The sequence below is a fragment of the Isoptericola sp. Y581 genome, from assembly GCF_059445475.1.
This window is the reverse complement of sequence record NZ_JCAIUK010000002.1, coordinates 128,267-143,173: the sequence shown is the minus strand read 5'-3', so window position 1 is coordinate 143,173 and position 14,907 is coordinate 128,267. Positions and strand designations below refer to the sequence as shown.

Below are 14,907 nucleotides of genomic sequence, written 5' to 3'. Positions count from 1 at the left end.
CCGGCAGGTCATCAGCGCGGTCAGCCGGGCAGCTCGCCCCCGAACCACTCCTCGACGAGCGCCCTGGCGATCGACGGCCGCGCCGGCAGGCCCACGGCGCCGGCCCGGACCTCGTCGGCGAGCTCGGCGCGGGTGAACCACCGCGCGGCGGTGACCTCGGCGCCGTCCACCTCGATGTCGGTCGCGACCGCCCGGGCACGGAACCCGAGCATCAGCGAGGCTGGGAACGGCCACGGCTGGCTCCCGCGGTACACGACGTCGTCGGGGCCGTCGCCGACGACGACCGCCGTCTCCTCGGCGACCTCCCGCCGCACGGCCTGCTCCAGCCCCTCTCCCGGTTCGACGTATCCGGCGAGCGTCGAGAAGCGCCCCTCGGGCCAGTGCGCCGCGCGCCCCAGGAGCAGGCGGTCGGCGTCGTCCACCACGGCCATGATCACGGCGGGGTCGGTGCGCGGGTAGATCTCGACGTCCTGCGCCACGCAGCGGCGCACCCAGCCCGCCTGCTCGACCACCGTCGGCTCCCCGCAGCGCGGGCACCGCTCGTGCGAGGCGTGCCACGCCGACAGCGCGACCGCCTCGGAGGCGAGCGCGTCGTGCGGCCGGCCCCCGACGTCGCGCAGGCCGGCCCAGGTGTGCTCGCGGGCGAGGCGCGTCGCAGGGGTCGCCGGAGAGACGCCCTCGATGCCGACGGCGTCGGCGTCCGCCTCGTCCGGGAGCACGAGCCCGAGCAGACCGCCGCCGTCCTCCTCGCCGAGGAACAGCCAGCGGTGGCCCGGCGCGTGACCCTCGGGCCGCTCCGCCTCGGCCGCGAGGCCGGCAACGCCAGCAGGGCCGGTGAGCAGGAGGTCGCCCGCGGCGTCGACCGCCACCCGGCCGCGGAGCACCAGCACCACCCGGGTCGCGGCGTCGGCGAGCAGGTCCGGGACCAGTCCCGGCTCCACGCGCCGCCCGGCGGCACGGTCGTGGGTGGCGCGGGTGTAGGAGAGGTCGGGGAGCGAGGAGGGTGCAGTCACGCCTCGACGGTACCCGCGCCCGCTCCGGTCATGGCCGTGCCCGGCCCCGGCCGGCCGGCACCGGCATGCGGCCGGAACTCGCCCGGCGCAGCGACGGACACGCGCGCCGCGGTGCCCCCGGGCGGCCCCCGCGAGCGTCTACGGTGGGCGGGTGCCACGCAGTCCACTCGCTCTCGCCGCTCTCGCGACGGCCGCCGTCCCGGGCCTGGACGCCCACTCGGTCCGCCCCGAGGACCTGCCGGGCGACTACGACGCCGCGGTCGTCACCGCCGACGACGGCGTCGACTGGCTCGTGCGCGCGCCCCGCACCACGCTTGCCGGCGCCGCCCTCGAGGCCGAGATCGAGCTGCTCGAGGCGCTGCACCTGTACGTCGACGCCGGCGTGCTCCCGTTCACCGTGCCGCAGGTGGCCGGCTACGCGCTGCTGCCGGAAGGCGGGCGCGCCGTCGTGCACCGGCACGTGACGGGCGCCGCGCTGGACCTCGAGGCACTGCGCCCCGGCCCCGGGCTCGCCGCCGACCTCGGCCGCACGCTCGCCGCCGTGCACGAGCTGCCGGCATCCGTCGTCGAGTCGTGCGGGCTGCCCTCGTACACCGCCGCCGAGTACCGCGAGCGGCGTCTCGTGGAGCTCGACGAGGCCGCGGCCACCGGCAAGGTGCCGCCCACGCTTCTGCGCCGCTGGGAGGCCGCGCTGGAGGACGTCGCGCTGTGGCGCTTCCAGCCCGTCGTGGTGCACGGCGACCTCGCCACCGATCAGATGCTCGTGACCCGCGGGCGCGTCACCGCGATCAGCGGCTGGTCCGACGCCCGCGTGGCCGACCCGGCCGACGACCTCGCCTGGCTGCTCGTCGCCGCCCCGCCCGACTCGGTCGACTCGATCATGGAGGCCTACCAGCTGCGGCGCACCGAGCTGCACGACGCCCGGCTGGTCGACCGCGCGCTCCTCGTCGGCGAGCTCGCGCTCGCCCGCTGGCTGCTGCACGGCGTCCGGCACGCCCTGTCCGACGTCGTCGCCGACGCCGAGGCGATGCTGGCCGACCTCGACGAGGCCACCCGCGAGGACGCCCCCGCCTGACCCCGCCCGGGCAACGGCACATCCTCACTGCGACGCGGCCGGGCATGCGAGGCGGCCGAAACCACGGGCATACCGCTGGTGACCCGGACGTCGCCGGTGCCCGGGCCCGTCGTCGTTCAGGCGCCGCGCACCAGCGCCTCCAGCTCCGCCTGGTCGAGCAGGCGTCGGGGGCGCGCCGTGGTACCGCTCGCCACGTAGACGAACGCCGCGGACACCCGGTCGAGCGGCAGCCCGGCATACCGCGACCAGGCCAACCGGTAGACGGCCAGCTGCACCTCGCGGGCGGCACGGGCCGCCGGGTCGGTCGGCTCGTGGCCGGTCTTCCAGTCCACGACGACGACGGCGGGCGCCTCGCCACCCGCCGGTGACGCGGCCTCGGGGTCGGCGAAGACGGCGTCGATCCGGCTGCGGAGCATCACCCCCGCGACCGGCGTCTCCACGTCCACCTCGACGGCGAGCGGCGTACGTGCCGCCCAGGGCGAGTCGAGGAAGCGTTGCCGCAGGGTTTCGAGGTCGAGGTCGGGCGGGATCTCGCCGTCCTCGGCGCCGGGGAGGTCGTCCACGTCGACCAGCGAGGACGACGTGAAGAACCGCTCGATCCACTCGTGGAAGCGGGTGCCGCGGCGCGCGTGCACGGTGGGCTGCTGCGGCACGGGGCGGCGCAGCTGGAGCGCGAACGCGTCCCGGTCGGCGGCCAGCCGCACCAGGCCCGACGCGGAGACGTGCGCGGGCATCTCGACCTCCCGCGTCGTGCGCGCCCCACGCTCCGTCAGCAGGGTGCGGGCCAGGACGACGAGGTCGCGGCCGGAGTCGTCACGCAGGATCCCGGTGGTCGCGCCGCCGCCCGCCGCGCGCGCCGTGTCCACCCGCGACGCCGTCCGCCGCAGGAGCTCGCGCGGCGAGGGCACAGCGTCCGCGGTCGTTGCTCCGTCGCCGCCGGCTGCCGCGTGGCCGGGCGCGGCGTCGGGCGTGGGCCACGAGCCGGCGCGCTCCTGCGCCTCGCGCGGGTTGCCGTCGCCGGGGTCCGGCTGACCGGCCCAGCCGCGCGGGTCCACGACGCCGGCCTCGACGAGCTCGGCGAGGAACGGGGAGACGCGGCGCGGGCTGCTGCCCGTGCCCCACCAGTGCGCCGTGAGGAAGAGCTCCTTGCGCGCCCGGGTGAACGCGACGTAGGCCAGCCGGCGCTCCTCGGCCAGGCGGTGGGCGCCGCTGTCCGCGCGGAACTGGTCCCGGCGGGCGGCGAGGTCCTTGGTGTCGGAGGCGTCCGCCCAGGTGAACTCAGGCAGATCGGCGGCGTCGCCCCGTAGGTGGTACGGGAGTGCGGCCGGGTCGGTGAGCCAGCCACTGTCGGTGCGCCCGCCGGCCGACTCCGCCTGGCTCGGGAACACCCCGTCCACCAGCCCCGGCACCGCGACGACGTCCCATTCGAGCCCCTTGGCGGCGTGCGCGGTGATGACCTGCACGGCGTCCGGGTCGGGCTCACGCACCGGCATGTCCAGCCCGCGCTCCCGATCGCCCGCGACGCCGAGCCACGCGAGGAACGCGCCGAGCGTCGCGACGTCCGCCGACTGCGCGAAGCTCGCGGCGACGTCCCGGAACGCGTCGAGATGCTCGCGTCCTCGCAGGCTCACGCCGGCCCCGGCGACCGCGCCGGGGCTGCCGGGCGGGCCGGACGCGAGCGCGTCGGCCAGCACCTGGGCGGTGGCGACCTCGACGTCGAGCCCCAGCGCGCGCTCGGCCGCGACGACGAGCTCCGGCAGGGAGAGGTAGGTGAGCCCGCGGAGCTCGCGCAGCAGGCGCGCGAGGGCCGTCAGCCGCCCGTGCCCCACCGCGGTGAACACACGCCCGTCCCTGGCCGGCCGGCCGGGGGCAGGCAGGTCGTCCAGCGCGTCGACGATCGAGCGGTGGTCGACCACGTCGCCCTCGATCACCGGGGGGCTCTCGTCCTCGGGCCCGGCACCCGCACCGGACGGGGCACCCGGCCGGGCGCCGGCGGCACGTGCCAGGTCGGACGCCCACGACCCGAGTGCGTGCAGGTCCGCCGCGCCGAGGCTGACCCGCGGCCCTGTGACCAGCCGCAACAGCGAGTCACCGCGCGACGGGTCGTGCACGGCCTCGAGCAGCGCGACGACGTCGACCACCTCCGGCGTGGACAGCAGGCCGCCCAGGCCCACCACCTCGACGGGCAGCCCGCGACGGCGCAACGCCACCTCGACGGCCGCGAACTGCGAGCGGGCCCGGCACAGCACGGCCGCCGTCACCCGGTCGGAGCCGTCGCGGCGCGTCCCCCGCCGCCAGCGCGCGGCCACGACCTCCGCCACCGCCTCGGCCTCCTCCTCGCTCGTCGTGGCTACGTGCGCCCGCACCGTTCCGGTGCCGGCGTCGGGCCGCAGGTCGAGCGGCGGCACGTCCATGCCCGTGCCCGTCTGCCGCGCGCGCTCCCGCAGCGGAGCGGCGGCCACGTTCGCGGCCGCGAGCACCGCGCCGTCGTTGCGCCACGACGTGCTGAGGTAGCGCACCGCCGCGGGCGCGCCACCACGGGTGCGGAACCGCTCGGGGAACCGCGCCAGGCCGGACGCGGAGGCCCCGCGCCAGCCGTAGATCGACTGGTGCGGATCACCCACGGCCGTGACCGCGTGGCCGCCGCCGAACAGCCCGGCGAGCAGCTCCACCTGCGCGTACGACGTGTCCTGGTACTCGTCGAGCAGCACCACGGGGTAGCGGGTGCGCTCGGTGGCCCCGACGGCGGGGACCGACCGTGCCAGCTCGGCCGCGAAGGCGATCTGGTCGCCGAAGTCGAGCGCGTCCACGACGCGCTTGCGGCGGCGGTACTCGGCGACGAGGTCGAGCAGCCGCGCCCGCTCCGCGACCGAGTCGATCAGGCCCTGGATCTCCTTGGTCCGCTTCTTCTGCCGCGGGCCGAGCGGCACCGCGTCGAGCCGGGCGACGACGTCGGCCAGCGCGTCGCGCGCGTCGTCCACCGCCAGCAGGTGTTCCCCGAGCGCCCCCGAGAGCGTGAGCACGGCCCCCACCACGGTGCTCACCGCGCGGTCCGTGCCGAGGTCGTCAGCCCACGACTCCACGACCTGGGCCGCGAGCTGCCACTGGTTCGCCTCGCCCAGCAGCCGCGAGCCCGGCTCGATCCCCAGCCGCAGCCCGTGGTCGGCCACGAGCGACGCCGCGTAGGCGTTGTAGGTCGCGACCGTCGGGCGTGCCAACAGGTCGAGGCCCGACGCCGCGCGGCCCTGCGCGCGGGCGAGCTGCGCGAGCCGCGACTGCACCCGCGTGGTGAGCTCGGCGGCCGCCTTGCGCGTGAACGTCAGCCCGAGCACCTCCTCGGGCGCCACGAGCTCGTTCGCGATGAGCCACACCACGCGGGCCGCCATCGTCTCCGTCTTGCCCGACCCCGCGCCCGCCACCACGAGCACCGGCTCCAGCGGAGCCTCGATGACGGCCGCCTGCTCGTCGGTGGGCGACGGGCGGCCCAGCAGCTCGGCGATCTCGCGGGCCGACAGCCGCTGCGTCGCCGACGCGGCCGCACCGTCGCGGTGCATCGGTCCGTCGTCGAGAGCCCCGCCGTCGAGCAATGGGTCGTCGAACAGCACGCCGTCGGGCGCGCCGAGGCCGGCGAGCTCGGGGAAGCCGAGGTCCGCCGCCCGGTCAGGCTCGCCGAGTGCATCCCACGCGCCGTCGGGCGCGGCGGCCGACGCCGGGTCCGGCCCAGAGGCCGGCACCGGGCCGGGTGCGGACGTGCTGTCGCCGGTCATCCGATGACGTTCCTTCCCTCGGGCTGCACGGGGCACGACCGCCGCACGGGGCACATGGGGCACAGGTCGTTCTCGTGCGCGGTGAAGCGGGCGGCGGCCATGGTGTCGGCCGCGCTCTCGACCAGCGCCCGCGCCCAGCTCGAGCCGTCCTGCTCGACGGGCAGCGCGGGCTGGCTGCGGACGCTGGGCGCCACCGTGGGCGTCCCGACGTATACCAGCCGCGCCCCCGCGCTCGGGGTGCCCGGGGGCAGGTCGAGGGCGCCCTCGGCCACGGCCAGCTGGTAGGCGCCGAGCTGCGGGTGCTCGGTCGCCTTGGCCCGCGACGCCGCGGTGCGGCCGGTCTTGAGGTCGGCGACGGTGACCCCGTCGTCGCCCGCGTCCTCGACCCGGTCGATCTTGCCCTTGAGGCGCGCACGGCCGACGGTGAGCTCGAAGGCCGGCTCGACGAGCACGGGGTCCCCCGCGTCGGCGTAGTACGCGGCGAGCCGCTCCACCATCTGCTCGGCCCGGCGGCGCAGCTGGCGCGAGGGCCATCCCTCGGGCAGCGCGAGCTCCGGCCAGCGACGGTCGAGCTCGGCGCGCAGCGCGGAGAGCGGCGCCTTCGGCAGCGTCTCGGCGATCTCGTGCACCAGCGTGCCGAGCGTCTGGTGGGTGGCGTCGGGGGCCGTGGCCCCGGCCGACTCGAACGCCCACTTCAGCGCGCACGTGCTCACCGTCTCCACCTTCGAGGGCGAGACGGTCACCTCGTCCTGCGGCCCCCACAGCGGCTCGTCGCTGGAGGTGGTCGCGACGCCGTACCAGGTGCGCGGGTCTGCCTCGGCGATCCCCGCGCCGGCGAGGTCGGCGAGCAGGGCGGCTGCCACGCTCGCCGGGTCGTGCGCCGCCACCTCGTCCGGCACCGGGCCGGCAGTCACCGGGCCACCGTCCGGCGCGCCCGCCCGGGCGTCGCGGACCAGCGCGGCCCGGGCCTCGGCGACGACGCCGCGCAGGTCGAGCGGAGGCCCCACCGTGACCCTCCGCGGGTCGGGCCCGCCGTCGGGACCCGTGACGTCGGTGCCGGGCGGCGTCACGAGGTCGAGGAAGACCGACGGCGCGTCCTCGGCGTCCTCGACCGCTGTCACGACCAGCCGCCGTCGCGCCCGCGAGGTCGCGACGGCGAAGGCGCGCAGCTCGTCGGCGAGCACCTGGCGCCGCGCCTCGGTGCCCATCCCGTGCGCGTCGTCGGAGCGCCCCGCGAGCAGCTCGACGAGGGCCTGCGAGCCGAGCAGCGAGTCGCGCAGGCGCAGGTCGGGCCACACACCGTCCTGCACGCCGACCACCATCACGACGTCCCACTCCCGGCCCGCCGCGCCGGCCGGCGTCAGCGCCTCCACCGCGTGCGCGCCGGCCGCCGAGGCGGCGAGCGAGTCGGCCGGCAGGTCCTGCGAAGCGAGGTAGTCGACGAACGCCGCGACCGGGGCGCCGGGCATCCGGTCGACGTACGTCTCCGCCGCCCGGAACAGGGCGAGCACGGAGTCCAGGTCGCGGTCCGCGCGCGCACCCGACGAGCCGCCCGCGAGCGCGGAATCCCGCCACCGGTCAGCCAGCCCGGTGGCAGCCCACACGGCCCACAGCACCGTCTGTGCGGTGGCGCCCGGCTCGGCCGCCGCCGCGCGTCCCGCGGCGAGCACCCGGGCGACGGCCCCCGGCCCCCGGCGCACCGGGGACGGGAGCGTCTCGACGCGCGCGGGGTCGTCCAGCACCTCGACGATCAGGGCGTCGGACGAGCGGCCCCCGCCCCCCGAGAGCTCCTCCGCGCGCAGCGCGCGACGCAGCCGGCGCAGCGCCACCGCGTCGAGGCCGCCGACGGGCGACGTGAGCAGCAGCGCGGCCGTGTCGGCGTCGAGCTCCGAGCCGACGCCGGGCCCCGGCTCCCCCAGCTCGTCGGCGAGCAGGCGGTCGATCCCGCCCCCGGCGGCGCACACCCGCAGCGCGGCGAGCAGCGGCGTCACGGCCGGCTCGTCGCGCAGCGGCAGGTCAGAGCCGAGCAGCGCCACCGGGACGGAGGCGGCGACCAGGTCGCGGCGCACCGAGGCGAGCCGGTCGCCGCTGCGGGCGACGACAGCCATCCGCTCCCAGGGCGTCCCGTGCAGCAGGTGCTCGGCGCGCAGCTCGCGTGCCACGTACGCGGCCTCCTGGGCCGGGCCGGCGAGGACCGCGACCTGCACGCCCCTCCCAGGCGCGTCGCCCACCTCGACGTCGCCGGCGCCGGCAGCGGCGGCAGCCTCGCCCGTCCCGGAGCTGTCGGCGTCCGTGAGGTCGTCGTCCCCCTCCGGGCGGGCCCCGGCGACGCGGTGCAACGCCCCGGAGACCGTGGCGATGCGCGACGTGACCCCCCGCGTGACGGCGCGCAGCTCCTCGGGCTGACGCCACGCCGTGCCGAGCACCACCGTGCGGGCGTCGAAGGCTCCGACCACGCCGTGCCGGGCCGGCGCCGCAGCCCGCCCGACGAGCCCCGGGGACGCGCCACGGAAGCCCTGCACGGCTGAGTCCGGGTCGGCGAGCAGCACCAGCCGGGCGCCCGCGTCGTGCAGCACGTGCAGCAGGCGCGCCGTCGCGACGGTCGCCTCCTGGTAGTCGTCCACGACCACGAGGTCCCAGGCGGGCCGCGGCACGTCCGGCAGCTCCTCGTCCCAGCCCGCGAGCGCGTGCGCCGCCTCGTCGACGACACCGGCCGGGTCGTACCGGGCTCCCGCGTCCGGCGTGCCGAGCCTCAGCGTCGTGACGTCCAGGTACTCCTCGTAGAGCTGCGCCGCCATGACCCACTCGGGGCGGTCGTGCCGGGCGCCCAGCCCCGCGAGGTCCACCGGCCCCAGCCCACGCTCCGCGGCCCGCATCAGCAGGTCGCGCAGCTCCTGGCGCAGGCCGCGCAGGCCCAGCGACTCCTCGGGCAGCCCGGGCGGCAGCTGCAGGTCGGTGCCCTCGCCGGAGAGGTGACCCTCAAGGAGCTCGGCGAGCACGAGGTCCTGCTCGGGCCCCGAGACGAGCGTGGGCGCGGCCTCGCCGTGCGCTGCCGCCCGGGTGCGCAGCACGGCGAACGCGGCCGACGCGGGGGTGCGGACCATCGGTGCTCCGACCGTGCGCCCCGCCCGCGCGGTGACGCGGTCGCGCAGCCGGGCCGCCGACCTGCGGGACGCCGCGAGCACGAGCACGCGCGCCGGGTCCGCGCCGGCCTCGAGCGCCTGCACCGCGACCGCCGTCGCCACCGTGGTGCGTCCCGTGCCGGGTGCGCCCACCACCAGCGTCGCCGGCCCGGAGAGCGCCGCCACGACGGCGGACGTCTGCGTCGCGTCCAGGACATCGGCGCCGTCAATGCCGTCGGCGTCCACGGACGCCGACGGCACGAGGCGGGGGGCGGTCGCGGTCGCTGGCGTCACGGGCCGATTCGACCACGCCCCACCGACAGCCCGCCCCACCGACAGCCCCACGGGCCGCCGGTCACACCGACAGCGCCGTCGCGAGTTTCACCCTCCGCTGACAAAGGGCGTCGTGGCCCGTTACCGGGGCCCGCCGTGACTAGGATCGACGGGACGTCCGGGTGACCGGAGAACGACAGACCGCCGCCGGCAGCGCCGGCGCAGCTCGCGAAGGAGACAACGTGGAGATCACGATCGGTGTGCAGAACCTGGCGCGCGAGCTCGTCATCGAGACCGACGAGACGGCGGAGGCCGTCACCACCGCTGTCCGCGAGGCCCTCGCCGACAACGGCGTGCTCGAGCTCACCGACGCCCGCGGGCGCAAGATCCTGGTGCCCACCGCCACCATCGGCTACGTCGAGGTCGGCGCCGAGGACCAGCGTCGGGTGGGGTTCGGCGCGCTCTGAGCCGGCTCCGTCCCTGACGACGGCACCATCCCTGACCCGGTCGCACCGTCGGTGTGCGGCCGGGTCAGTCGTCGGCCGGGACGCTCCGCGGATCGTCAGGCGGCCAGGCCCATCCGGTCCATGCGCCGGGTGTGCTCGGCGGTGAGCCGCGAGACGAGCCATCCCTGCGCGGACGCGCCCGCGGCGGGTCTGGCCCCCCGCGCCGCGGCTGCCAGCGCGGCCAGCGGCGGGTGGGCGGCCAGCAGCACCGGCACCAGCCCCAGGGCCTCGCCGACCACCCGTCGCCCCCACAGGGCGAGACGCGCGGCGAGCACGTCGTCGGCTGCCGCGGCGCCCGCCAGGAGCACCGTCGCGGCGTCGTCGGTACGGGGTCCCCCGACGGCGCGCAGGAACTCCTCGCCGCCGGCCGGCAGGCCCCGCGCGAGCTCGCGGCACAGGTCCTGCGCCACCCCGTGCCCGACGATGCCCTTCAGCAGGCCCTCCGCCCAGCTCGCGGGCGCGGTCCGCGCGTCGAAGTCGGCCAGCGCCCCGTCGAACGGCGCCATCACGGCCGCCGGAGCCACCTCGCCCGGTACGGACACCAGCAGCCGTCGTTGCCGGTCGAGCGCGTCGCCCGCGGCGGTGGCGAGCGTCTGGCGCGTGGCGAGGTCGGGCGCGTCCACGGAGCTGCTCGCGAGCAGCCCGAACGCCGACAGCTCGGTGTAGGCGGCGAGCCCGACCAGCACCGCGCGCGCGGGGTCCGGGGCCCCGCCTGCCGGCGCGGTGTCGGCGCCGGCGACGCCTCCGGGATGATCGGCCGGGGTGCTGCGCTGGTGGCTCACCCGCCCAGGATAAGTGCGGCCGCCGCGCGTCCGTCGCGGCGAGACCCTCGTCGCGGGCCGGTCGCGTACCATGGACATGTACTTCGGTTGCCCGGTCGTCACGCTTTGACTCGACCGCAGCGGCCCGCGGGACGTCCCGCGGAGCCTGAGCGACGTTCTTTCACGATCGGCTGCCGACCACCTCGGCGCTTCATGCGATCCGAACAGTGCGGCCCGTCAACGGCCCTCCGGCCCGTTCGGGAGCCCGGTTCGCGCGCGCCGACGAGCAGACGAAGGTACCCGTGACCACGACCGACAGCAGCGCCGCCGAGACGGTGGCGCCCACGACCGGCACCGCCGGCGAGCCCGACTACTCCTCCCCCGCCGCCATCCAGGCGCAGGGCGTCTCCTTCGCCGATTTCGGGGTGCGCCCCGAGATCGTCGAGGCCCTGGCCGACTCCGGCATCACCCACCCGTTCCCCATCCAGGCGATGACGCTGCCCGTGGCCCTGCAGGGGCACGACATCATCGGCCAGGCCAAGACCGGCACCGGCAAGACCCTCGGCTTCGGCGTCCCGCTGCTGAACCGCGTGGTCGCGCCGGGCGAGCCGGGCTTCGACGAGCTGCCCGCCCCGGGCAAGCCGCAGGCCCTCGTCGTCGCCCCCACCCGCGAGCTCGCCTCGCAGGTGGCGCGCGACCTCGAGACCGCGTCCAAGCACCGCAGCGTCCGGATCGTCCAGATCTACGGTGGCCGCGCCTACGAGCCGCAGATCGAGACGCTCAACAACGGCGTCGAGGTCGTCGTCGGCACCCCCGGCCGCATGGTGGACCTGCTCAACCAGGGGCACCTCAACCTCACGCGCGCTGCGACGGTCGTGCTCGACGAGGCCGACGAGATGCTCGACCTCGGCTTCCTGCCCGACGTCGAGAAGATCCTGTCGCGCACCCCCGCCGTGCGGCACACCATGCTGTTCAGCGCGACGATGCCCGGGCCGGTGGTCTCGATGGCCCGCCGCTACATGTCGCAGCCCACGCACATCCGCGCGGCCGAGCCCGACGACCAGGGCGCGACCGTGAAGGACACGCGCCAGGTGATCTATCGCGCGCACGCGCTGGACAAGATCGAGGTGCTCGCCCGCCTGCTGCAGGCCGAGGGCCGCGGCCGCACCATCGTCTTCGCCCGCACCAAGCGCACCGCGGCGAAGGTTTCGGACGAGCTGCGCGACCGCGGGTTCGCGGCCGGTGCCCTCCACGGCGACCTCGGCCAGGGCGCCCGCGAGCAGGCGCTGCGCGCGTTCCGCCACGGCCACATCGACGTCCTCGTCGCGACCGACGTGGCCGCGCGCGGCATCGACGTCGACGACGTGACGCACGTCGTCAACTACCAGTGCCCCGAGGACGAGCGCACCTACCTGCACCGCATCGGCCGCACCGGCCGCGCGGGCAACAAGGGCACGGCCGTGACGTTCGTCGACTGGGACGACATCCCGCGCTGGCAGATGATCGACCGCACCCTCGACCTGGGCTTCCCCGAGCCCGTCGAGACGTACTCCAGCTCGCCGCACCTCTTCTCCGACCTCGGCATCCCCGAGGGCACCAAGGGCCGGCTGCCGAGGAACAAGCAGCAGCTCGGCGGCCTCGATGCCGAGGTACTCGAGGACCTCGGCGAGACCGGCAAGCGCACCAGCGCCCAGAGCGGCCCGCGCGACGGCGGCCGGGGTGATCACGGTCGAGGTGACGGCGGGCGAGGTGACGGCGGTCGAGGTGACGGCGGTCGAGGTGACGGCGGTCGAGGTGACGGCGGTCGTCGTGACGGATCGCGCTCCGGCCAGGGCCCCCGCGGCGGCGCCACGCAGGGCTCGCGGCCGGACGCCGCGACGTCTGGCAGCGCCGAGCACCGCACCGGCGAGCACGGCACCGGCGAGCACGGTGCTGCGGAGCAGTCCGAGGGCGGGCAGCGCCGTCGCAGCCGCAACCGGCGCCGCACCCGCGGCGGCCGCCCCACCGAGGGTGGCGCCTCGTCGGCTCCGCAGGCGCCGTCGGAGAGCTGACCCACCGGAAGCCGGCGGTCGAGCCCGCGGGCTCGACCGCCGTTCTGTTGTCGGCGGTACGCCGTAGCCTGCCGTCATGCGTCTGACGTTCTCGGCACCGCTGTGGCAGTGGCAGGTGCGCAGCGACTCGTGGTGGTTCGTCACCGTGCCGCCGGAGGAGTCCGACACGCTCGCCGAGTTGCCGCTGCCCCCGCGGGGGTTCGGCTCGATCAAGGTGACCGTCACGGTCGGCGCCACCACGTGGTCCACGTCAGTCTTCCCCAGCGACGAGCAGAAGGGCTACGTGCTGCCGCTGAAGAAGGCGGTGCGCCAGGCCGAGGGCATTGAGCCGGGCGGGACGGTCCGGGTCACCCTGGAGCCGGTCGGGCCCTGAGGGCGGGCGACACCGCGGGTCAACGCACGATCTCGTCGCGGCCGGCGAACCAGGCGGCGACACCCTGCACCAGCGACGCTGCGACCAGTACCAGCAGGGGCACCGTCCACGACCCGGTGGCGTCGTGCGCGACGCCGAGGCCGAGCGGCCCGCAGGCGGCCAGCACGTAGCCCGCGCTCTGCGCCATGCCCGACAGCTCCGACGTGCGAGCGGCGTTCTCGGTGCGCAGCGCCATGAGGGTCAGCGCGAGGCTGATGCCGCCGCCCTGACCGAGGCCGAGCAGCACCACCCAGAGAAATGCCGCGCCCGGCGCGAGTGCCAGGCCCAGCAGGCCCGTCGTGATCAGGGCGACAATGACGATGCCGATCGCCCGCTGCCGCCGCAGACGCCCGGCCAGCACCGGGGTGACGAACGACCCCACGATGCCGAGCAGGTTGGTCAGCGCCAGGAGCCAGCCGCCCACCGCGACGCTGCGGCCCGCGGCCACGAAGATCTCCGGCAGCCAGGCGTTGATCGCGTAGAACGACAGCGACTGCGTCCCCATCAGCACCGTGACCGCCCAGGCCAGCGGGCTGCGCCACACCGACCTCGCGGCGTCGACGGGCGAGGCGCCGGCCGGGCGCAGCGAGGCCGCCGTCCGCTCCCCGGCGCGCAGCGCGCGCGGCGCCCACACCACCGCGCCGAGCACCGCGAGCAGTCCCCACGACGCCAGCGCGGCGCGCCAGTCGAGGCCCGCGGCGGTGGCGAGCGGCACCGTGAGCCCGGCCGCGAGCGCCGCCCCGCCGGACAGCGCCATCGAGTACAGGCCCGTCATGAGGCCGACCCGCTCCGCGAAGTCCCGCTTGATCAGCGCCGGGAGGAGCACGTTGCCCAGCCCGATGGCGCACCCGACGGCGAGTGTGCCGAGCAGCAGGGTGCCGACGCCGGGGACGAGCCGCAGGGCGAACCCCACGCACAGCAGCACGAGGCTCGCGAACAGCGACCGCTCCAGGCCGAACCGGCGGGCGAGCGCCGGGGCAGCAGGGGCGAGCAGGCCGAAGCACAGCACGGGGAGCGTCGTGAGGACACCACCGGCGGTCGCGCCGAGGCCCTCCTCGGCCAGGATCTCCCCCAGCAGCGGCGAGACGGCGACGACTCCCGGGCGCAGGTTGAGCGCGGCGAGGACGATCGCGAGGACGGCGCCGGCGGCCAGGGGGCGGCGGTCGGCGATCATGCGTCCTCCCCGTGCCCGTCGCGCGCCGCACCGCCGGCACCGCCGGCACCGCCGCTCGTGCTCTCGACGACGTGGGCACGCACGGCCTCGATCGTGGCGAGGACGGCGCGCTCGGCGGCGTCGGGGTCGCCGTCGAGCACGGCGGCGACCACCTCCTCGTGGCCGGGGACGTCGCGGTGGTGGCGGCCGTGGGCGTCGGTGGCGAGCGTCCGCAGCAGCACGTGGTCGAGCCCGTCGTAGAGCTCGACGAGCAGGGGGTTGCCCGCGGCGCGGACGACCTCGGCGTGGAAGGCGATGTCGGCTGCGCGGTAGGCGACGTCGTCGGCGGCCCCGCGGGTGGCGACCTGTGCGGCCAGTGCCGCGCGCAGCGCCTCGTGCGCGGCGGGGTCGCGACGGGCCGCGGCGGCCCGGGCGGACCCGCGCTCGAGGATCGAGCGCACCTCGAGCACCTGCAGCGCGTCGGCCGTCCGGGCGCGCCTCCCGAGTGCGGCGTCGAGCCCGCTCGCGGCGCGCACGTACGTGCCGTCGCCGCGCCGCGGCGCGAGGATGCCCGCGTGCTCGAGGGCGCGCACGGCCTCGCGGACGGTGTTGCGCCCGACACCGAGCTGGGCCACCAGCTCGGGCTCGGCGGGGATGCGTGAGCCGACGGGCCACTCCCCCCGCTCGACCAGGTCGGTCAGGTGCTCGACGACGAGCTCGGAGACCTTGCGGGGGGTGGAGATCGGGGAGGCGGTGGGCTCAGGCATCCAAAGA

The 14,907-nt window shown here is 76.8% G+C and carries 10 protein-coding genes; 4 read left to right on the top strand and 6 right to left on the bottom strand.

Annotation, left to right across the window (positions count from 1 at the left end):
* Positions 1–20: 20 nt before the first annotated feature.
* The gene (gene nudC, locus AC1C2W_RS03625) at positions 21–1,013 is read right to left on the bottom strand and encodes an NAD(+) diphosphatase (RefSeq protein WP_495387745.1); all 993 of its coding nucleotides are present in this window, start codon (positions 1,011–1,013) and stop codon (positions 21–23) included.
* Positions 1,014–1,164: 151 nt separating this feature from the next.
* Here nudC and AC1C2W_RS03620 point away from each other — a divergent pair, with 151 nt between their 5' ends.
* Entirely contained in the window at positions 1,165–2,088 is a 924-nt protein-coding gene (locus AC1C2W_RS03620; protein ID WP_495387746.1) for a macrolide 2'-phosphotransferase, read from the top strand.
* A gap of 116 nt (positions 2,089–2,204) precedes the next feature.
* Here AC1C2W_RS03620 and AC1C2W_RS03615 read toward each other — a convergent pair whose 3' ends face one another.
* Both AC1C2W_RS03615 and AC1C2W_RS03610 read right to left on the bottom strand, forming a co-directional pair.
* Positions 2,205–5,642, bottom strand: coding sequence for an ATP-dependent helicase (locus AC1C2W_RS03615; RefSeq protein ID WP_495412642.1), 3,438 nt, complete (start codon positions 5,640–5,642; stop codon positions 2,205–2,207).
* Between the two features lie 209 nt (positions 5,643–5,851).
* Positions 5,852–9,271 carry an ATP-dependent helicase gene (locus AC1C2W_RS03610; RefSeq protein WP_495387747.1) on the bottom strand — a complete coding sequence of 1,140 codons (3,420 nt, stop codon included), beginning with the start codon at positions 9,269–9,271 and terminating at the stop codon, positions 5,852–5,854.
* A 221-nt stretch (positions 9,272–9,492) separates the two neighbouring features.
* Between AC1C2W_RS03610 and AC1C2W_RS03605 the strand changes: the two genes are divergently transcribed.
* Entirely contained in the window at positions 9,493–9,717 is a 225-nt protein-coding gene (locus tag AC1C2W_RS03605; RefSeq protein ID WP_495387748.1) for a DUF3107 domain-containing protein, read from the top strand.
* A 95-nt stretch (positions 9,718–9,812) separates the two neighbouring features.
* Here the strand turns inward: AC1C2W_RS03605 and AC1C2W_RS03600 are convergent, their stop codons facing one another.
* Positions 9,813–10,538, bottom strand: a complete 726-nt coding sequence (locus AC1C2W_RS03600; protein ID WP_495387749.1) for a ferritin-like fold-containing protein — start codon at positions 10,536–10,538, stop codon at positions 9,813–9,815.
* A gap of 281 nt (positions 10,539–10,819) precedes the next feature.
* On the opposite strand from AC1C2W_RS03600, the gene AC1C2W_RS03595 reads away from it, so the two are divergent.
* Both AC1C2W_RS03595 and AC1C2W_RS03590 read left to right on the top strand, forming a co-directional pair.
* A complete protein-coding gene (locus tag AC1C2W_RS03595; protein WP_495412407.1) occupies positions 10,820–12,568 on the top strand; it encodes a DEAD/DEAH box helicase in 1,749 nt (582 codons plus the stop codon).
* Positions 12,569–12,644: 76 nt separating this feature from the next.
* Positions 12,645–12,941 (top strand): DUF1905 domain-containing protein, encoded by a 297-nt coding sequence (locus AC1C2W_RS03590; RefSeq protein ID WP_495412406.1) that lies wholly within the window; start codon positions 12,645–12,647, stop codon positions 12,939–12,941.
* A gap of 19 nt (positions 12,942–12,960) precedes the next feature.
* Here the strand turns inward: AC1C2W_RS03590 and AC1C2W_RS03585 are convergent, their stop codons facing one another.
* Positions 12,961–14,154 (bottom strand): CynX/NimT family MFS transporter, encoded by a 1,194-nt coding sequence (locus AC1C2W_RS03585; protein ID WP_495412405.1) that lies wholly within the window; start codon positions 14,152–14,154, stop codon positions 12,961–12,963.
* On the bottom strand, positions 14,151–14,900 hold the full coding sequence (locus AC1C2W_RS03580) for a FadR/GntR family transcriptional regulator (protein WP_495412404.1): 750 nt from the start codon (positions 14,898–14,900) through the stop codon (positions 14,151–14,153). The genes AC1C2W_RS03585 and AC1C2W_RS03580 overlap by 4 nt, the downstream gene beginning before the upstream one ends.
* Positions 14,901–14,907: the final 7 nt, after the last annotated feature.

Excerpts from the sequence above, each read along its gene's own strand:
- AC1C2W_RS03580 (WP_495412404.1), bottom strand. The coding sequence starts at position 14,900 with ATGCCTGAGCCCACCGCCTCCCCGATCTCCACCCCCCGCAAGGTCTCC.
- AC1C2W_RS03585 (WP_495412405.1), bottom strand. The coding sequence starts at position 14,154 with ATGATCGCCGACCGCCGCCCCCTGGCCGCCGGCGCCGTCCTCGCGATC.
- AC1C2W_RS03615 (WP_495412642.1), bottom strand. The coding sequence starts at position 5,642 with ATGCACCGCGACGGTGCGGCCGCGTCGGCGACGCAGCGGCTGTCGGCC.
- AC1C2W_RS03590 (WP_495412406.1), top strand. The coding sequence starts at position 12,645 with ATGCGTCTGACGTTCTCGGCACCGCTGTGGCAGTGGCAGGTGCGCAGC.